This is a genomic window from Mycobacterium yunnanensis, from assembly GCF_025823185.1.
In the GTDB taxonomy this organism is placed as follows: Bacteria; Actinomycetota; Actinomycetes; order Mycobacteriales; family Mycobacteriaceae; genus Mycobacterium; species Mycobacterium yunnanensis.
Genome location: NZ_JACKVK010000014.1, coordinates 23,822 through 43,357 on the forward strand (window position 1 = coordinate 23,822; position 19,536 = coordinate 43,357).

General features: G+C 66.8%; 15 protein-coding genes. 2 read left to right on the plus strand and 13 right to left on the minus strand.

All coding sequences use genetic code 11. From position 1 onward, the window contains the following. The first annotated feature begins 79 nt into the window (after nt 1-79). Together H7K45_RS27770 and H7K45_RS27775 are read left to right on the plus strand one after the other, a co-directional pair. Entirely contained in the window at nt 80-2,254 is a 2,175-nt protein-coding gene (locus H7K45_RS27770) for an acyltransferase family protein (RefSeq protein WP_263999377.1), read from the plus strand. Nucleotides 2,255-2,277: 23 nt separating this feature from the next. Beyond that, nucleotides 2,278-3,015: an SGNH/GDSL hydrolase family protein gene (locus tag H7K45_RS27775; RefSeq protein ID WP_263999378.1), complete on the plus strand. Its 738-nt coding sequence runs from the start codon at nt 2,278-2,280 to the stop codon at nt 3,013-3,015. On the opposite strand, the gene H7K45_RS27780 is transcribed toward H7K45_RS27775, so the two are convergent. Genes H7K45_RS27780 through H7K45_RS27840 form a run of 13 tightly spaced genes read right to left on the minus strand, consistent with a single transcriptional unit; the run spans nt 3,012 to nt 19,514 of the window. Beyond that, nucleotides 3,012-5,201 (minus strand): GDSL-type esterase/lipase family protein, encoded by a 2,190-nt coding sequence (locus H7K45_RS27780; RefSeq protein ID WP_263999379.1) that lies wholly within the window; start codon nt 5,199-5,201, stop codon nt 3,012-3,014. The genes H7K45_RS27775 and H7K45_RS27780 overlap by 4 nt on opposite strands. Nucleotides 5,202-5,204: 3 nt before the next feature. Then, nucleotides 5,205-5,336: a hypothetical protein gene (locus H7K45_RS27785; RefSeq protein ID WP_263999380.1), complete on the minus strand. Its 132-nt coding sequence runs from the start codon at nt 5,334-5,336 to the stop codon at nt 5,205-5,207. A gap of 35 nt (nt 5,337-5,371) precedes the next feature. Continuing rightward, nucleotides 5,372-6,028 carry a DUF7240 domain-containing protein gene (locus H7K45_RS27790; protein WP_263999381.1) on the minus strand — a complete coding sequence of 219 codons (657 nt, stop codon included), beginning with the start codon at nt 6,026-6,028 and terminating at the stop codon, nt 5,372-5,374. 3 nt (nt 6,029-6,031) lie between these two features. Next, nucleotides 6,032-6,784 carry a hypothetical protein gene (locus H7K45_RS27795; RefSeq protein ID WP_263999382.1) on the minus strand — a complete coding sequence of 251 codons (753 nt, stop codon included), beginning with the start codon at nt 6,782-6,784 and terminating at the stop codon, nt 6,032-6,034. Beyond that, nucleotides 6,784-7,200: a phage upper tail fiber protein gene (locus H7K45_RS27800; RefSeq protein WP_263999383.1), complete on the minus strand. Its 417-nt coding sequence runs from the start codon at nt 7,198-7,200 to the stop codon at nt 6,784-6,786. The genes H7K45_RS27795 and H7K45_RS27800 overlap by 1 nt, the downstream gene beginning before the upstream one ends. 28 nt (nt 7,201-7,228) lie before the next feature. Then, the gene (locus tag H7K45_RS27805) at nt 7,229-8,560 is read right to left on the minus strand and encodes a DUF7172 family protein (protein ID WP_263999384.1); all 1,332 of its coding nucleotides are present in this window, start codon (nt 8,558-8,560) and stop codon (nt 7,229-7,231) included. Nucleotides 8,561-8,564: 4 nt separating this feature from the next. After that, entirely contained in the window at nt 8,565-9,164 is a 600-nt protein-coding gene (locus H7K45_RS27810; protein ID WP_263999385.1) for a DUF7172 family protein, read from the minus strand. Then, nucleotides 9,161-9,814, minus strand: coding sequence for a DUF7172 family protein (locus H7K45_RS27815; protein WP_263999386.1), 654 nt, complete (start codon nt 9,812-9,814; stop codon nt 9,161-9,163). Before H7K45_RS27815 ends, H7K45_RS27810 begins: the two co-directional genes overlap by 4 nt. Nucleotides 9,815-9,824: 10 nt before the next feature. Beyond that, entirely contained in the window at nt 9,825-10,136 is a 312-nt protein-coding gene (locus tag H7K45_RS27820; RefSeq protein ID WP_263999387.1) for a hypothetical protein, read from the minus strand. A 9-nt stretch (nt 10,137-10,145) separates the two neighbouring features. Beyond that, nucleotides 10,146-11,189, minus strand: coding sequence for a hypothetical protein (locus H7K45_RS27825; protein ID WP_263999388.1), 1,044 nt, complete (start codon nt 11,187-11,189; stop codon nt 10,146-10,148). Continuing rightward, complete coding sequence (locus tag H7K45_RS27830; protein WP_263999389.1) at nt 11,186-12,232, minus strand: hypothetical protein; 1,047 nt, start codon at nt 12,230-12,232, stop codon at nt 11,186-11,188. The genes H7K45_RS27825 and H7K45_RS27830 overlap by 4 nt, the downstream gene beginning before the upstream one ends. Beyond that, a complete protein-coding gene (locus tag H7K45_RS27835) occupies nt 12,229-13,800 on the minus strand; it encodes a hypothetical protein (protein ID WP_263999390.1) in 1,572 nt (523 codons plus the stop codon). The genes H7K45_RS27830 and H7K45_RS27835 overlap by 4 nt, the downstream gene beginning before the upstream one ends. Beyond that, nucleotides 13,800-19,514 (minus strand): hypothetical protein, encoded by a 5,715-nt coding sequence (locus H7K45_RS27840; RefSeq protein ID WP_263999391.1) that lies wholly within the window; start codon nt 19,512-19,514, stop codon nt 13,800-13,802. The genes H7K45_RS27835 and H7K45_RS27840 overlap by 1 nt, the downstream gene beginning before the upstream one ends. Nucleotides 19,515-19,536: the final 22 nt, after the last annotated feature.

Below are 19,536 nucleotides of genomic sequence, written 5' to 3' on the forward strand. Positions count from 1 at the left end.
CTGCGACATCTCATGGGCGTCGCTATATTGACGTCCCTATAGCGGGGGAAATGTTGGACCGGTTGGGGGGCCGCGCTCGATGACAATCTTGGATCGGTACAAAAGGTATTCGCGCCGGCGGTATAGGAACGCGGACGCCGACCACAAACGTCTCGACGTTCAGGGCCTGCGAATGGTCGCTGTGCTGACAGTCTTCGCGAACCACCTCTGGGGGTGGCCCAGCGGCGGATTCGTCGGCGTCGATGTCTTCTTTGTCATCTCCGGCTTCCTTATCACCGGCAACCTGCTGCGGACCGCTGACACCACCGGGACGGTCTCATTCACGAGGTTCTACTGGAACCGGGCCCGCAGGATCGTGCCGGCCGCAACCGTCGTCCTCGTTGTCACGTTCCTCGCGGCCACGTTGCTGTTCCTGCCCTTCCGGTCCCGGCAGGTCGGCATCGACGCGCTGTTCGCGTTCGTCTTCGCCGCGAACTGGCATTTCGCCGCCCAGGGCACCGACTACTTCAACACCGTCGCAGACACGGTCTCCCCCATCCAGCACTACTGGTCGCTGTCGATCGAGGAGCAGTTCTACCTCGTCTGGCCGGCGCTCATCTTCATCATCAGTGTTCTGGTCATCCGCAAGGGTTGGACGCATACCCATCGGATGCAGCTGGCTGGCGGCGTCATGGGTGTCATCGTCGCCGCGTCTCTGGCGTGGGCCCTGTACGAGACGACGACGGCGCCGACGTGGGCGTACTTCAACACCTTCGCCCGGGTGTGGGAGCTAGGGGTCGGCGCACTACTCGCTACTGCCATCGGGCTGCTGACCCGTATCCCCCGAGCGCTACGCCCGGTGCTGTCGTGGGGCGGACTCCTGCTGATAGCGGCCAGCATGTTCCTCATCGGTGACACCTCGAGCGGTTTCCCCGCCCCGTGGGCCCTGCTGCCCGTCGCCGGAGCCTCCCTGGTGATCGCCGCCGGCGTCGGCGGCGAGCCACGCTTCCAAGGATTCCTACGCAACCCGGTCAGCTGCTACATCGGCGACATTTCCTACTCGCTGTACCTGGTTCACTGGCCGGTTATCGTGCTGCTCGGCGCGATCATGGACGACAGCTGGTACTTCTACTTCGCCGCCGTCACCCTCTCGTCCGCGCTCGCGATCGGGTCCTATCACTTCGTCGAAAATCCTCTGCGACACGCTGACTCGGACAAGGCCCGGACCATCTGGCATGACCTGAAGCGTCGCCGCTTCCATCCCCAGCGCAGCACCGGATACGCAGCGATCGGAGCCCTGACCCTGCTGGTGGTCGCGTCCGTGGCGTACATGGAACGGCCAGAGGCCTACCGCCACGCCATCCCGCCACGCGTCGCTGCCGCGTCACCCGCCGGGCTCAATCAGTCGGCGCAGGGAGTGCCGCTCGGGCCTCTCGCCTCCGCGTTGCAAACCCAGATCGTCGCGGCACTGCAGGCCGACGACTGGCCGGCCCTCAACCCGACCATCGAGTCGATCATCAACGACCAGGCTGTCTCAGATCCGGGCATTCCCGGGTGCAGCGGGACGGTGCTGCAGTCCGATTGCACATGGGGTTCGCCTACGGCGGCCACACGCATCGTCGTGGTGGGCAACTCGGTGGCCGCGTACTACGTGCAGCCACTCCGCGAGATCGCGCTAGCGTCCAACGGCCAGCTTCAGGTTCACACCGAAGCGATGCCCGGGTGCAACTTTCTGAACGACCTCATCACCACCGACGACGAGTCGTACATGAACGCTTGCCCAGGCCGGAAGCAGCAAGCAATCGACTACATCAACCGCACCAAGCCCGACGTGGTCATCATCTCGAACAACTACGTGAACAAGCAGCGCGTGGGCAGCGATCGCGAGATGACGCCGGGCGAATGGTCCAAGTCGATGAGTCTCATCGTCGAGCAGATCCGTCCGAGCACCAAAAAGATCGTGTTCCTATCACCTCCGCCAGGCGACGTCCTCATCACCGACTGCTACGGAAAGCGCGGCAACACACCAGCCGACTGCATCGGCAAGGTGACCCCCACGTGGAACGACATGGCCGACGCCGAACAGCAGCTCGCCAGCACGCTCGGCGGAGTGTGGATCGACTCCCGACCGTGGTTCTGCAGCAGCGAACGACTGTGCCCAAGCTTCGTGGAGACGACACCGACCAAGTTGGACCGCTCGCACATTCTGCCGGCCTACGGGCTGAAGATCTCGCCGGTGATGGGTGAGTCATTTCGGGCGGCCGGCGTCTTTTGACCGTCGATGAGGCGGGTGTGGCCGTGAGCTGTAACCTGATGCGCCAAGGGGGATTCATCATGCGCCTGTGGGCTGCTCTTCTGGCAATTGTCTTGCTCCTTGCCGCGTGCAGCAAGGAGCCGCCACCCTACGAGTCGAAATACACGGCGCCAGAGACCAGCGGACCGTCTGGTATCAGTGTGGCGATCATCGGCGACTCGTACACCAGCGGCTCCTCCCTGGGCGGGAAAGGTCCACAGGGGTGGCCTGATCTCGCCGCGAAAACGTTACGTGCGCAAGGCGTCGATGTTCAGACCACGGTGGGCGCGGAGGGCGGATCGGGGTACCGGCACCCGGGCAACTCAAAGGGCGGAGTGTTCGACGACCAAGTGAAGAAGGTCGTGCATCCGGATGACAAACTGGTGGTGGTCTTTGGGTCGCGCAACGACAGCGACGTGGCGCCACCCGAGTTGACGGAGTCGGTACAAAGCACCTTGGCCGACGTGAAGGCTGGCGCCCCCTCGGCCAAGGTGTTGGTCATCGGACCGGCATGGGTGGATGGTTCGCCGACGCCGCAGGTATTGCAGGTCCGCGACATCGTGAGAGACCAGGCCGCTGCCATCGGGGCGACGTTCTACGACCCGATTGCTCAGGGTTGGTTCGTCGGCCAGCCCCAACTGATCGGCAAGGACGGCATTCACCCCACCGACGACGGACACGCCTACATGGCCGAGAAGATCGCGCCGCTCATTGCAGCGCAGCTCCAGCCAGCGCCTAGCTAAGCAGCGACGAACGTCAGGTCGTCGAATGTCACGCCGCTGGCCGACGCGGTGCCACCGATTCCGTGACGGGTGGCGGTGTTGAATTGAGAGGTCGTGATCGCCGTCAGGCCGGGCACGTCGACCCCGTTCTTCCTGATGGTGATGGTGTCGCCGTTCAGCACCCAACTGATGGTGTCGCCCGACGCCCACGCCCCGCCAGTGCCAGTGGCCACGACCGAGCTCGCATTGGCCACGACCTGCTGCAACACAATCTGACTTGAAACCACCTGCAGGCGAAGCAGGTTCGTTTGGTTCACCAGACGCAGCGGGATTGACACCCCGGTCAGCGTGCCCCCCAGCTTCACCGAACCGGTGCCGTTCGGAGTACCCGCGTCGGGGGCTAAGTAGGCGGTGCCAGACGTCGTCGTGATCGACGCGACCCCACCCGAGGCGGCGCCAGTTATCGAGCCGAATGCCGTGTACGCCTTGCCGTTCTCCGTTGCGGTCAACGGCCCGTCGGTGGCGAAGTGGTCGACGAATCCAAGGTTGGCGGAGATGGTGTAGCCGACCGCATTGGAGGTGACCGACTTGACGAGGATCGGGTTGGACGGCAAGAACCTGGCCGTGAATGTGTAGGCGCCGGTCGCAAGCGACGAAGTGGTCTGAGTGGCGACCCCCGACGCAACCGTTTGCGTCCCGATGAGCACGTTGTTGGCGTAGAACGCAACCTTTCCGGCGCGCTGAACAGACTGCGTCGCGGTCAATGTCACGGTCGCACCGACGTTCGCAGAAGACGACGGCGATACGGACAACGTGAGGTCGGTGGAAGAGCGCCCACCCACCGCGGCGGCGACCATCTCATCGATCCGCGGCCGATCAAGAGAGGCGTAGAACGCCTTCGCTAGTTTCTGCGCGCCCAGCACCGACGGGTGGACGTTGTCCGCGCTGTTCTTGTCCGGCGCGGTGACCACACCAAGCACGTCGTTGAACCGCCGCCCGGCCACGCGCGCAGCCTGCTTGACCGCTTCGTTGAGGACGGCAAGCGAGGTCCCGGAGACGGTGCCGTCGTCCTCCGGTCCGCACACCTCGACGATCGGAACGTCGGCGAGCTGCGCGAGGGCGTCGCGTGCCGCTGCGAATACCTGAGAGCTGGTCGCGGTGCTGTCGTTGCGTGACCCTGCGACGAGGACGATGTGCGGGGACGCGGCCAAGATGTCGGCGATCCGGGCCCCGAATACGGACTTCCCGCCGCCGTCAGTTGTCCATCCTGTGCCGCCGATGGCGAGGTTGATGACCGAGTCGCAGCCCAGGAGCTTGGCGACGTGGTTGGGGAACGTCTCGAACTGCGAACAACCGTTCGTGGCCGGGTCGGTCGTCGAGTTCGCGTTGGCGCCCTTGCCGTACGAGTCGGCGAGGATGAGCAGCCGCTTGCGGACGTCTAAAGCAGGGCGAGTGCAGGTTTCGCCCGCCGGCACCACGACGCCGCCGAAGCTGGCGGTGTTTACCGTCTCGATTCGGATCGACCTGGCCTTGGCGGTGGGGAACGTCAGACGTACGTAGTGGACGGTGTTGGCGGTCGTGGTGAACCACTGCAGCGGCAGCGTCAACCAGCGGCCGTTGACGGTGATGCGAAGCCCCATCGTCACGCCAGCGGAGTTGGTCTTCACGGCGATGTCGACCTTGTCGCACCCCGCAGACGTCACGAACTCCGGCACCAACGCGTACGTGGCGCCGACCGCCGACGGCTGCACAGCGGCAACCAATCCGGCGCCTGGCGAGGACACGTCTAGGCAGCCGTCGTAGCGGAAGTGTGTGTCGCCGTTGTAGTCCGGGGTTGGTGTGACGGCAGTCCCGCCAGTGATGGCACCGGTCGTCGCCACCGTCACCGTCGGAGTGTCGTCTGCGGCGGGTGCTGCGAATACCGAATCCCACCACGGCTGACCAGACTTGACCGACAGCGCAGCCGCGGCCGCCACTGCCGCGTCAGCTGCCGCCTGGGCGGCTGACACTGGCTTGTTCGCGTCTGCCGTGTTGTTGACGTTGCCCAACCCGACATCGGCTTTCGTGGAAGCGGTCCCCGCCCCGATGGCTTCGCGCACCGCTGCGCCATCAGAGCCCAATACGGAGACGATTTCGTCGCGAACTGCGGTGGGTAGCCGTTCGCCGGGGTCTTCGGTCGAGTCGATCGACACCAGATACTTGGCCACGGGTCAGTCCTCGCCGTCGTCGTCGGGCACGGTGTACAGGCCGGAACCCGGCGGTTCCTCGACGATCCCGCCGCCGCCACTGGCACCGACGGGTGTGTAGGGGACGGCCGCGTGAGGTCTGCGGACGTCCACCATGGCGGCGAAGTTAGCGACGCAGCGTGCAGCCCCCGTCAGCGAACCGCCCGGGCGAACGCGTCGAACGACGCCGAGCTGTTCTCGTCGTCGAAGCCCTCCGGCACCACCACAGCCGGCCGCTCACCTTTGACCGGGTCAGGTTGATCGGGCTTGTACAGCGACGACGTGAATTCGTCGCGCTGCAACCGATCCTGCTGCGGTTCATCGCTGGAGAACGAGTCCAACGCCGCCTGCTCCGCAACGTCCAAGATCGAGTGCATCGACGGCAACCCCATGGGGTTGCCAACGCCCTTGTCCAGCAACAGCGCGCGCACAGGACGCCAATGCCTCCCGGCGAGCACCGCCAGGGCGACGACCGCGCCGTACGGGCGGGCCGTCCCCCACGTCGCCAAGACGCGGCCCACCCGGAACACGCTGTCCGGCGGCAGCTCACCGTCCACCATGCCCGTCAGGATCCGCTCGAGCTCCCCGTCGTCGAGGTGCTGCTGGACGAACCGGTTCGAGTGATACGACCGCTGTTCCGGTGTGGCCTTCGGGTTGTTGCCCATCGCCAGGTCGCCCAGCGCGTCCGGGCCCGGCCTGCGCATCCGCACCTCCCCGACGCCGCCCACCATCATCACCGTGAACCCGCGATTCTGGTCGCAGTCCCCCAGCAGATCGTCATACCCGGGTGGCGGTTCCCACAGTGGCATTGGTCAGCCCATCGCGACGTAGTCCAGCGCGGGGCTGAACCGGCGCGGCCCAAGCAGGTCCTTCGCGCCGTTCTCGGCGATCCACAGCGACCGGAAGCCGTTGCCCATCAGATAGTCACCGTCACCGGAACGCACCCATGGGGTGCCGCGCTGCTCACCGTTCACGTACATCGTGTGAACGTTGCCGGTGAAGACTAGGCGCGCGACGTCACCGGCCTGGAAGGTGCCGCAGTCGCGACGCTGGTTGCCCGGCGACCCGTTCACCACTGTGCTGATCCACAGGTGACCGCCGGCGGCCTGGATGCCGCAGCCGTTGTTGGCGTTGTCATCTCGGCCGCGGCCCATGACCTGCGTGTGGTACCCGCCGAGGCTGGTGAGGCTGGCCGAGTCGCCCTGAGTGGCGAAGCGGCACTCCACGAATCCGTCGTCGGTGGAGTTCTTCGCTTTGTTGTACCGGTAGCAGCTGGTGCGGAGCGACCAGAACCCGCCGAGTTGGCCGTCGGGCACGCTGACGCGGGCGCGGCCGTCCTCGACGCCGATCTTGTAGTCCGTCGCGGGGCCGTGATCGGTCCAGTCGGGGCCTAGCGTGTTGAGCGTGTCGATCGGGTAGCCGTCGGCGTCCACTCGGGTGAAGTCGTCGCGCTTCCCGCCGCTGGATGACCAGATGAGCGTGTTGCCCCTGTACCGGTTGAGGATTGGGACCGAGCCGCGGTAGCGGCCGACGATCGGGACGGATCCGCGGAACCGTTCGGGCATCAGGCGGTCACGTTGTAGACGACGTTCGGGTCCTTGACCGCGATGGCGGCGAATTGCGCGGCGGTGCCGTACCACTCGGTCCACTCGATCGCGTTGCCGTCGTTGTCGACTGCGGTGACGACACCTGTCCCGCACTTCGGTGGGGTGACGGCGTCAGCGGCAAGCTTCGACGTGGTGACGGATTCCGCGCCCAAGGCGAGGGTGTCGACAGCGCCGGCGTCGAGCTGCTCGCTGCCGACAGCGGCCAGTGCGATCTTCGACATCGTGACCGCGTCCTCGGCCAGCTTCGCCGTGCTGATCGACCCATTCGTCACGGTCGACGGCGCGACCTCCGCGATCTCCTCCCGCACCTCGGGCGCGAAACGCTCACCGGGATCTGCATTCAGATCGATGAAGATGCTAAACGGGCCGGCCACGACAGCAGGCTAGCCAGACGGGGTGCCGCTAGAACTGCTGCAGGCCGGGGACCACGATGCTCGCGGCGATCGAATGGCCGAAGAAGATCGGGATCTCCGACGGGGTGAACCGGCGGTCAAACGACGGGAACGGCGGATTGGCCAGGAACGCTATGGCCATCGTGGACGCCAACCCCGGGATGTCCACCAGCTCGGTCATCCCAACCGGTGGCGCCTGGTTGATCGACGCCTGCGTCGGCGAATGGTTGAAGTACGACACCGCCAGCAGGAACTGACCCTGCCGCTCCACACTCGGCGCGACCTGCTCCTCCACCAGTTGGAACCGAGACAGGTTCGACCCGATGAACCAATTCGACCCGTTGCCACCGTCATACGGGTCCGTCCCCCGCAGCGCGAGCAGCACCCCGATGGCCTCCGCGGGAAACGCGTTGTTGGTGAACTGGTACTGGGCCGGTTCGGTCAGGGGGTCGGTGACGGTGCGCGCCCAGATCCGCATGTGCACGTCGCCCAACCCAAAGAGGCCTTCGTTGCGTTGGTGCGCCAGCGCCCACCCGCCTTCGTAGGGGTTGATGTCCTCGCATAGTCCCCACTGGTTCGCCGTGATGGCCAACAGGACGTCGCCGGCCTCCAACCCTGCGGGCGTCGCCAACGTCGTCGTGGCACCCGATGGCCCGTTCAAACCGTTGTTCCAGGACACGTCCTGGGACACATTGCCCGGGCCGCCCACGATCGATGGAATTACCCGTGGCGGTGGGGTGGTCACTGACGGGAGCGCGAACAGGTCGAGTCGGGTGTCACCGGAGGTGAACTTTGCCTCCGTGCCGGTGTCGCCGCCGTCGATGTTCCCCGACTCCCAGAACTCCGAGACGAACCGCACCTCTACCCGCGCGGTGATCGTCTCCCCTGGCGGCACCAGGAACATCCCGGTCTGCTGCGGCATCAGTGGCATCGTCTGCGAGTTCTGTCGCAGCTCCGCCACCGCGTATGCCGACGAGATCGCCAGCAGGCCGCCCTTGCCGATGTCCGCGCCGGTCCCGAAGCGCGACACATCCACCATTTGGATGGTGCCGGCGCCGACCTTCACGCCGTGACTGGTTCGCAGATACGCTCGCGAGCGGGTTTGCAACGCCACCTGAGCCCCACCACGGGTCACCATGCCGTACACCCACTGCGGCACAGGCGAATCGTTCTCCCAGTCCGCGACGACGGTCTGCACCAGGTCGTTCTTCGCCCGACCGTCCGACGCGTCGTACGACTTCGCGACCGACGGCGTGGACGCGGTCTTGACACCGCGCAGCTGCATCCACGGTTGCGGGCCCACCGCATCCCCGACGACGCGGAAGTGCTCCTGAAATGTCACCTCGTCACACCCCCGCTGCCGGTGTCGCGAACGCCAACAGGCGTGTCCACCGCGCCTGCGCTTCCCACCGCGGCTCGAACTCCGACGCCGTCGTCCACACCCCCGGGGTTTGGACGGCCGCGAGGTACCGGAAGTGCAGCGAGTCACCCGGGTCGATGACGCCGACGTCGACCCACGACTGTGCGCTGTCGGTGTCGAAGAACAGACGGGCATACTGCAGGTCCGCGGCGGCCGCCGACGGCCGGTCCACCTGCATCCGACCACCCATTGTGTTCTGGATGACCGACGGGAAGTCGGCCTGCGGGCTGGTGCCCTTCGCGAACGACCACGCGTCGTGGATGACGACGGTGTTGGGTGACTGCACCACCACCGACCGCGGGGCTCGCAGCACCTGCACGATGATGGCTTGCGGGTCGCGGGTGTTGTTGAACCACGTCAGATCGCCGTCGATCATCGTGACCGGGTCGGGGGCGCGCTGAATTTCGCCGTCCTTGGTGGACTCGAGGAACGCTTCTGCGACGATCCGTGGGTACCAGTGCCGCGCCATGCCGAGACCGTTGACAGTGGCCAGCATGTTTTCTGAGGTGCAGATTTTGACGGTCATCCGGCCACCAACGTCCCCTGTGCGGGGAACGCCCACAGCATGATTCGTGTGAACGGGGACTGCACCTTGTGGAGGGGTTTGTTCTTGTTCGCGTTGTCGGAGAACGGTGGTGGGGTCCAGACGTACTCGCGGTACCAGACGTTGAGCTTCTCCCCCGGGGCGATTGGGCCGACCCATTCGTCTTGGGCGTTTCCGTCCATCCACGCGTACTGCACGCCCGGGTTGGGTTCGGCGACGGTGTTGGTGCCCAGGTCGATCGCGCTGCCGGTCTGTGAGTTGTAGATGCCGGTGGTGATCGGCAACTCGGGGGTGACGTCGTCCTCGTCGATGGTGTAGGTCCATCGGTCGCGGAATTGAATCGCGTTCGGATTGCTGGTGATCCACGCCTTCGACGCCCGAATGACGCGGATCATGACCATCGTGGGCAGCGGCGTTTCGTTGCGCCACCCCACCTTCTGGTCCTTCAGCATCCGCCCCGGCAACGCGGTCTCCGGGAACAGGGTCTGCGCGGTGTCCCCGGTGCCCAACGTCTTCACGTCCGCCACCACCCGTGGCACCGCGAACGGTTGAATGACCAGCAGGCCCGCGCTGTCGACGCCGATGTTCTCGTCGACGCAGACGTTGGGCTCCGTCCAGTCCTGCACCGCCATGCCGCGGAGCCTACGTTTCTGGCATGTCGTCGATAGGCAAGCCGCGGGCCAGCGCCGCACTCACAGTCATGGTCTCCCATCCGGCGGCCGACCGGACGACGACCACGTCACCCATCGAGGCGGTGTCGTGGGGGATCACGATCTGGCCGGCGGTCATCACCTGAAGCTGCGACACCACCGCGCCGCCGGAGTCGAATCCGTTGACGATTGACGCCGCGGCGTTGAATGGGCTGTCGACGATTTCCCACATGGCCGAGCACATTTCGGCGCGGGTTCGGAGGGGCCAGAAGTCCACGGTGGTGGTCATGTCTGCGCTGGGCACGGGGGTCTCCTAGATGTTCTTGTCGGCGAAGTTAAAGGACTGCACCATCGGCGCGAGTGTCTGCGTGGTGAACCAGAAGTTGAAGACGATGGTGCCGGCCATGTTGGCCATGCCGCCGAACCGGTGGTTGGCGTCCATGGGGTAGACGGCGCCGATGTCTTCCCACTCCATGCCCACAGTCAGGCCGTTGCGGAGCGGGACGAATCGGCGCTGCGCAGCGATGACCAGCAGGTCGAAGCGGTCGCCGTCGGCCATGCCGATGTCTCGACGAGCGATCTCGGTCCAGACGTTGTTGAGCTTGTAGCCAAGCATCAGCAGATTCCGCTCGACCTGCAGCTCGACCCGGTCGGTGAACGCCTCGTTTCCCTGCGCGATCAGGGTGTGTCGGGCGTTGTAGGTGCCCGAGCCGCCGGAGCCGTTGGGCACCCCGTTGAGGGTGGAGCTGACGGTCTGGCTGTTGGTGAACGTCGGATTGACGTGCCGGTCGGTCCAGGTTTGAGTGAACGGCCCACCGAGCGCGGTCTGGCCGGCCACGCCGGTGCCGTTGGAGAGGTAGTCGCCGCCGCCGGCGCCCTCGGTGGTGCGGACGTAGTCGGGGCCGAGGTTCTTCTCGACGCTGTAGTCGCCGTCGAAACTGTCGTTGAAGAAGTAGCCGGTGTCGCCGGCGTTGAGCCGCGCCTCCAGCTCGGCGGCCTTGGCGTTGGCGTTGTCCGCGACGTACTGCGCGTTGGCAGTCGCCACGTCTTTCTGCACCTGAACGCCGGTGGCGGAACTGAGGCTGTTGGTCTTCCCGCCTGACACCGCCTGTGCAACTTGGGAGTCGGTGACGAACCCGCGGACCGACGCCAGGTCGATGACTTCCGCCGGGGTGGTCCCGACGTCCAACTGGGCGCCCGGCTTGATCAGCACGGGGCGGCCGTCGACCTCGGTGAGAACGTGCTCACCGATACGCACTGACTGCTTCGTTTCGAGCTGCTTGATCCGCTGCTCGAACTCGCGGATCTTCTCCGCCCCGGTGGCGGCCGGCGGTTTGATGATGCGGCGCGCGGTCATCGAATCGACCCCCGGTCACGCAACTCCACCAGCTCCGGCAGATCGTCGTCAACCGCCGACAAGGTGACGGCGACCTGGCTGCCGCTGCCGCCACCACCGGAGCTCACCTCGACCTGCGAGACCTCCATCAGGAACGTCATGTCGTACGCCGTGACGGTCAGACGGGCAGACGGGATCAGCTGCTCGATCGTCAGTGGGGCGTCCGGATGCAGCACCGCGCCTTGGGGCATCGCGATGGTGTCGCGCATCGACCCGGCGTACCGGGCGTACTGCTTGACTGCCTTGTCGGTGTTGGACACCCCGAACATGTCGTCGATCGTCACGGTCTGCTGCAACGCCAACCCGCCCATCGGGACGATCGCGCGGGCGAGGTTGTCGGCGCCGCGGAGCAAGATGTCGTTGAAGCTGTTGGTGCCGTCGCAGGTGAGCGTCATCCCCGACCCGCCCATGAAGTCGTCTTCACCGAGCGCGGCGATCGGCGCCCGGTCCCACGGCCCCAAAATGGGGACACCGTTAACGACAGCCCAGTACAGGCCCAGATCGACGAGCTGATTGATCACCGCATCCGTCTGCGTCTCATCAGCTTTCGACGAGAAGTCGAACCGGTCCCCCAGCGGATCGTTCCGCACAATCGGCTTCGTGTTCAGCCCGTGGTGGTCGATCAGCTGCACGTAATGCTCCCCCGCGACGACCGCCGGGTCCGTCGCGTCCCACCGCTTCGTCAACCGCGTGCGGGTGCGGGACGCCAACGCCGACAAGTCCATCGCGGTGACGTTCACCTGCTCCCGCCCGATCGACCGCGACGTCACCGGCCCCGTCCACAACAAGTCGTGGCCCTGGTCGTCGAACACGTCCACCCAGTGAATCCACGGGCGGATGTCGTCCGGGCGGATCCCATCGTTGATGACCCGCAACTCGCACCGCGACGTCTCCCGCAGCTCCCGCGTCCACGTCAACGACATCTGATTCGACGGCAACCACTGGTCCAGCTGCACACCACGATTGGTGCGCAACGTGACGATCTGCGTGTCGGAGACGATCACGGTTCGCGGTCCGCCATCGACATGCTGACGGTGAACTCAGCGGTGGACGCGCATTGCACGATGAAGTCCCAGCACGTCTGCCGGTCCAGCACCGCGGGCCGCCACGGCGCACCGTTCGGGGTGCCGACGATGCCCATCGGTTTGCGCCACATCTCGTCGTACCAGCACTTGTACCGGCCGGTGATGCCGTCGAGGTGGAGCTCCGCGCCGGCGGGCAACCCCGACACCTGCAGGGGCCACCGGTTGTCCTCGCAGCGGATGTCGCTGTTGCAGACCCTCCAGAACGCCTGCAACGTCAGGGGTGCGGCGCCAGTGTTCTTGATCTTCAGCGTCACCGCGGTCTCCCGGCCGCGGAACGCGTACTCCATCGTCGGCATCCGGAAGCTGTACTTGTCGATCGCGTTGACCGGCAGGCAGCCACCGCACACCGGTGGCGCCGTCACGACCCGCTCGACTGTCTCCGGTTGGCAATCCGCCGAGAACATCACCGGCATGTCAAGGCACGTCTCGGGTTTCGCGCAGTCCGCGGCGTGAATCCAGTTGATCGGCTGGCGCGTGATCTGATCCCACTGCACGTTCACGTCGACCTGCGGCATGTAGGCGTACGGCGACAGGATCACCATCTCCCACGACACGACGAACACGTTGCCGTGGTTGTGCTGCCCGCCGCCGGTGGTGTACCTCGAGGTGACGTCCGGCGCGCGGGTCAGCACGATGTTGTGCGCTTCCCTCACCAGACTGTCGGGGTCTGCCGCCGATCGGGCCGGGGACGCCGTCAGGTACCGCAGTCGAGTGTCGTTGGTGCGGGACGTCTTACGCAGGAGCCCTGTTAGCCACTGCTTGCCGTACTCCACGCCCGCGTTGGAGCACGCCACCAGCAGCGCCTCGAATGACACCGTCCGCGACGCGTCGCGCGACGGGCCCGCGACCGCGCCCGCCCCGGTGGCTTGGCTGATGCTGCGTTCCACCGGGGTGGAGTCCAGGCCGTCGATCTTCGTGACCATGACGCCGCCGAACTCCGCCGATTCGGGGATCTCCGCGACGTACCAGGGGGCAAGCTCCGGCCGGTACTCGGCGTCGCGCAACCACTCTCGCTGCCCGTCCCAGGAGTCGTCGTACGGCACGACGCCGCGGCACGGCACGCACGTCGCGGCGGACCCCCAGCACTGGTCGTGGACGAAGATGCCTGGTCCGAAGAGTCGGGCGCCCGGCGCTGGCGTCCACAGCCCCGGCGAGACTTCCACCTGACCCTCGACCGGGGCGCCGAGCCCCGGGTAATCGAAGCCCTCAAGGGGTGCGCACGCCTCGAAGTCGGTCAGGAACAGCCCTGGCGACTCCGGGGCCTCGACGACCGCACCCACATTGAAGCCCAAGGCACCCGCGTCGGGGCCAACCGGATCCGCGGGGACCGCACCCCACTGGTCGTCGACCGTGAGGGCGTAGCTGCCGTCGGAGGTGTCGAAGAAACCCGCATCCGAGGTGGGGGTTTCGGCGCCAAGGTGCGCGACGACGCGGGCACTGTTGGCGAACTCCACCTCGTTCAACGCCAGGTATCCGCGGTAGGCCATCAGCTACCTCCCAGCAGCGAGAGCAGCTCGTTCGCCGCATCCTCCGGGGCATGCTGCCCGTGGAAATGCTGGTCGCCGACCTGCACGATCCGGGCGCCGCCCGCCGCACCGCTCTCCAGCGCCGACGCGAGCCGGTCGAGGCGGCCCGGCAGCTCGTCGAACGACACCGTGTTCGACGGCGACAGAACACGCTCCGGCTTGATCGTCGCCTTCGTCATCAACCCGACGCCCTGCGCGACGCCGCCCTGGTCGAACGCCAGACCGCCGAACAGTCCACCGAAGATGCCGCCCAGCCCGCCACCGAAGATGTTCGTGATGGTGTCGAGGAACCCGGTGAACGGGGAGGTCAACGATTCCATCAGGCCGCCACCGAAGATGGTGGTCAGCAGGTGCGGGAAGAACGACTGCAGCCCCTCGCTGATGCCGTCGATGAGGACGGGCACCAGCGCGTTGGCGAAGTTGACGAACAGGTCCCCGCCGATGTCGACGAGTGCGGTGCCGAGGCTGCTGATCGCCGCGCCGACGATGCCGCCGGCCGGGCCGCCACCCGCACCGGCGATCGCACCCGACGCCGCGGTGCCGGCGGCCTGGACCAGCGCGTTGCCGATGGCCTTGCCGATCGGCACGATCACCTTCTCGATGATGAACTTGATGATCCCCTCGATCACCTTCTTCAGGATGCGGATCCGCTCGTCGGCCGCTTCCTGCTCCGACGTGCTGGAGCGGTCGACGAGTCCGGAGGTGTCGTTGATCAGCCGTCCGGTGGCGTCGAATTTCTGGAAGTCGCCGCGGAATTGGCGCACCGAGTCCGACATTTCGTCGAGGGTGTCGCGGACCTCGATGTCGACGCCGATCATCTTGAGCAACACCTTGACGAGCAGGTTGACGATCGCGCCGATGATCGGGATCTGGGAGACGCCGAAGAAGTCGGCGCCGACGGTGTCGTTGCCGATGACGCCGCCACCGGTGGCGAAGCCCTGTACTTGCCCGGCGGCGAGCGCCCTGCGGAACTGGTACACCCCGGCCTGGCCGCCCATGCGCGCGACGTCCGCGGTGGTGAAGACGTGCTCGCCCGGCATGAGCCACGCGGGCACTGAATCCTTGCCCGGAGTTCCGCCAGTGATGCCACCGCCGTCGGCGAACAGCTGCGGCAGGGGCAACACGAACTGCCCGCCACCGGAGGCCAGGTTGCCTGCGGGCGCGCCAGTGCTGGCGGGGATTGCGGACTTCACCGCGTTGGCGATGATCGGGCCCGCGGTCTGCCCGAGCTGTGTGCCGATCTGCGAGGTGAACGAGTCGCCGAGACCCTTGATGCCGTCGGCGACCGCGTTCTGCACGACCGGCTTCAGGACGTCCTCGCCGAGCCGGTTCTTGATCTGGTCGAACACCGCCAACGTCTGGTCGAACTGTGCCTTCATCTGCGTCTGCAGATCCGTCATGGTGCGGTCGATGAGGGTGCCGGTGTCGGAGAACATCCGGCCCTTCGCGTCGAACGACGGGGCGTTCGGGTCGTCCTCCACCGCGCCTTCACCGCCGCGGCGGGTGTAGTCCGGGACGTTGAATCCGAACGCGGACGCGGCGGCCAGAGGGTTTCGTTCCTTCAGCAGCCCCTCAAGGGTGGTGCCCGGTCCGGTGGGAGTGCCGGTCTTGAAGTCGGTGCCGGACAGGATGGCGTCGACGAGGGATCCGGCGACGTCGCTTCCCGCGGCGGCGACACCTTGGGTGGCTGCGTCCACGACGGACTTACCGCCGTAGTTGGTGGCACCGCCGGGGCCCGCGGGCCCGCCCAGCAGCCCGCCAGGACCGCCAGGGCCCCCGGTGACGGGTTGGCCGGGCCAGTTGGTGACGAACACCGACTGCACACCGCCCGCGCCGATGCTGGCGCCCGGCGCCATGCCCGCGATACCGCCGGGGACAGCTCCGTCGACCATCCGGTAGAACTGCTTCGTCAACCCGGCGCCGAACGCGCCGTCGCCGTTGAGACCGGCCGCCGCGGCGGCCGCGTCGGAACCCCAGTTGAAGTTGGTGCCCTCGGGCAGCGTGGCCTGCGTGTGCCCGGCGTTCATGCCAATGTTCAGCGCGCCAGGGATGTTCGCGCCGGTCGTGTTGACCTGGAAGCCACGGCTGAGCAGGAACTGCTCGAGGTTTCCGGTGCTGACGGTGCGCCCCGCGGTGGGCTGGCCGTTGAGTCGGTTGACCAGATCCTCCACCGCCGACGAGCAGTCGGCCAACCCCTTGCTCAGGTCGCCTGGCCCGTTGGTGTACACACCGGCTGGGATACCAGCGAGGATCGCGGCGTCGATGCCGCCGGGCGCACCGGGCCCGGCGAGGCCGCCGTTGGCGATCGTCGGCGCACCAGGCACCTTGCCCTTCAGCAGCTTCTCGCTGAACGTCTGCAACGCCGACACCAGCGGGGTGTTCGTCGAGTCCAGGGTGCCGGTGAAGCCACCGCCGGTGAGCACCTGGTTCACCAGGCCGGCGATCGATGCATCGTCCAGGCCGCCCTTCTTCTTGTTGCGGGCGTTGACGATGGCCTTCACGACGGAGTCGTTGGCGTCCAAGCCGAGCCCGGTGACGTCGGAGACGGTGCCCGACTTGGCGAACGTCGACAGGGCCGCGGCGTACTTCCCGAGGTCCGGTATCCCCGCCGCTCCCGCGATGCCGCCGGGCCCGCCGGCGCCGAAGTACTGCGACGGGTCGGCTCCGATGATCGTTTCGGCGTCGAAACCCAACGCCTCCAACGCACCTCGCGCGGCACCGTAGGCGGGGTCGCCGCGACGCTTAAGCGGTGTCCCGAACGGACCCATCTGCGTACCGGTCGCGGTGGTCTTGGTGCCGTCGGCGATGGAGCTGACGGCCTGTGCCGTGTCCACCAGGGGGCTGCTGCCACCCTTCCCGGCCAACAGGTCCCGAATCTGGAGCAGCACGCCGATCTGTGAGGTGTCGTCGGGCGGCCCCGGTGGGGCGCCGGTGCCGAGGTGCACACCGCCGTCGGCGTACCCCTGCCGCGACAGGCCGGCGCGGAACCTCGAGTTGATGGCGTAGATGCCGGGTGCGCCGCCCAACGCGCGCACCGCCTCCGGGATGAGGATGCCTTCGCCGCCGGACAGCGGATACAGAACGTTGTCGACGCCGGGTGAGTAGCCGGGGATGACACCGCCGGCGGCGCGGCCACCCCCGACCGTGGGTGCGGTCCCGCCGGGTGTCGCCGCGACTCGGATGGGTGTGCGGAGCTGGTCGAGGCTGATCGGCTGACCGTTGAGCGTGTACTGGACAACGATGTTCGCCGACCCGGGGATGTTCGCGATGGCCTTCTTAAGGCGGTCGACGTTGTTGGAGATTTCGTCGCTGTTGTCCTTGATGACCACCTGACCGCCCGGCAGGTTCTCGATCGCGAGACCGAGCTCCTTGACGTTCTTCAGGACCGCCGGGGTGGGGTCGTTGATCTGGAAGTCGCCCGACGCGGTCACCGACGTGGCGTCCGGGCCCAGCTTCCGCACTTTGTCCAAGGTGTCGCGCGCGCGGCCGATGCGATCGTTCAGGTCGGCGGCGGTCGTCTGCCCGGATTCGATGAGCGCCTGGCGGGCGTACTGGCTGGCCTGCGAATCGTTGCCTAGGTCGACCTGCTGCTCGAGATTCGACTTGGGGACGAACGGGGTGGTCTTGCCGGTGAGCGGGTCTGTGTAGGAGTTGGTGCGCGCGTTGAAGTCCCGGAGCGCGGTCTTCTTGTCCTGCTCGATCTGCGCTGTGGTGCGCGGGTTGATGAAGTTGCCGACGCCGACGGGAAGGGAGTCGGGTCCGTCGAGGATCTTCTGGACGTTGGCGGCGTCGTCCTTCACCTTGCCTTCGCGTTGCAGACGGTCGGCGATCACCGCGGCGGTGAGTCCGGTGATGGCGCCGATGAGCGCTCCGACGGGGCCTCCGACCGCGAATCCTGCGATCGCGCCGCCGCCGGCGGACTGGGCCGCGTTGCTCCAGCTGAGGCCGTTCTGCCCGGCGTCGGATGCGCCGTCGATGCCGAGGGCGAGACCGCCGATGATGCCGGCCTTCTTCAGTGCGCCGAGCTTGCCGCTCAGCCCACCGAGCCCGGTGTTGACCTTGCCGATGTCCCCGAGCAGCGACGCGAACGGTGACAGCGTCCTGAAGGCCAGGAACCCGGTGACGACTGCGCCGATCGCGCCGCCGCCGTTGCCGCCCAGGGCGTTCAAAGCGCTGAGGATGTTGCCGATGATCGGGAGGATGATGTCGCCCCAGTGCTGGAAGCCTTGGACGACGTCCCCGGCAACCGTGACGGCGTTCTTCAGGACGGGCAGCCACTCGTCGAGCTTCGCCTGGCCCTCTTCGAAAAACTTCTTGAGCTTCGCCTGGCCCTCGTCACTGGAGGTGAGCGCCCGCAACGCACCGGTGGCATCCCGCAACCACTTCAGGAACCCACCGTCGCCGCCGGCCGCGCCGGTGATGTCGGTGATGATCTTCCCGATGTTGAGCAGCGACTCACCGAAGTTCCCGGCGGCTTTGAACCCTTCGTCGATCCACTTGGCGAGGCGGCCGTCTTTGTCGGCGGCGGTGATGAACGTGTCGAAGCGGGTGGCCAGCCGTCCGACGCCGTCCGCGAGGCGCGGCAGGAAGCTAGTGCCAGTGGTGGCGAGTGTCCCGAACCCGTGCACCAACGGTTCGATGGCTTTGTTCGCCCGGGTCTGAGCTTCGGCGGTGTTGCCGAAGATGCGGTCGATGAACGAGCCGGTGCTGTCGCTGCCCCCTACCCGGAGCAGTTCCTTGATGGCGCCGTTCTGCGCGTCGGCTACCTTCCCCATCCCCGCTTCGACACGGGGAAGCTGCTTAGTGGCGAAGTCGTCGAATTCCTTCGCGACGCCGCCGAGTAGCCGTTGGGAAGTGTTCTTCCGCAGGTCCTTCAGGGGCCCGTTGTTGAGTGTGGCGATCGACTTCGCCAGGTCGACGGCGGCCGGCGCCATGTCCTTCAGGAGCTCTTGGGCCTTCTCGAGGTCCTTCGGGTCTCCGGTCTTCATGGCTTCCGACAGCGCGGAGACAGCGTCCGTCATGCCGTGGAGGCCGACGATGCTGGTGGCGACGGATGCGCCGATGCCCGCGAAGATGCCGGGGACGACGAGCCCGGCTTGGCCGAGCTGCTGGACGGCTCCGACGAGGTTGACGACAGCGGTGGTCGCGGCGGGCAGCGCGGACGCTCCGAGCGCGATCGCGTTCAGTCCTACCGGGCCGGTGAGGAAGCCGCCCAGTCCCCCGCCACCGCCGAACCCTCCACCACGGCCACCTCCGCCTCCACCACCGCCGCCGCGGGGTGGTGGCCCGCCGATGGGTGCCGCAGCGTTGGCTGCGCGGGCGGCGGTGTTCGCCGCCAGCGCCGCGGTCTGCTTGTCCAACGCCTTCGTGATGTTGTTGATCGATCGGACCGACAACGTAGAGCTCGCGGCGGTTTTCGCTGCCGCCTTCTCCTGCTCCCGGCCGACCTTCTCGACCGCCTCCGCCAGGCCGCGGTTCGCCACCACCTGTTTGGTCGCCGACTGCTCGCCTGCGCGGCCCGTCTCCGCCAGCTTGCGTTGCAGGGTGTCGAGGTCGTGGTTCAGCTTCTTCAGCGTGGGTTCGATGGCCTTGTGGACGGACGCCAAAACCTCAGCTGGGAGCCCCAACCCGTCGATTGTCAGATCGAGCTTGATCGATCCGACGGGGGTGGTCACCGCGTCAAGCTAGCGATGCGGG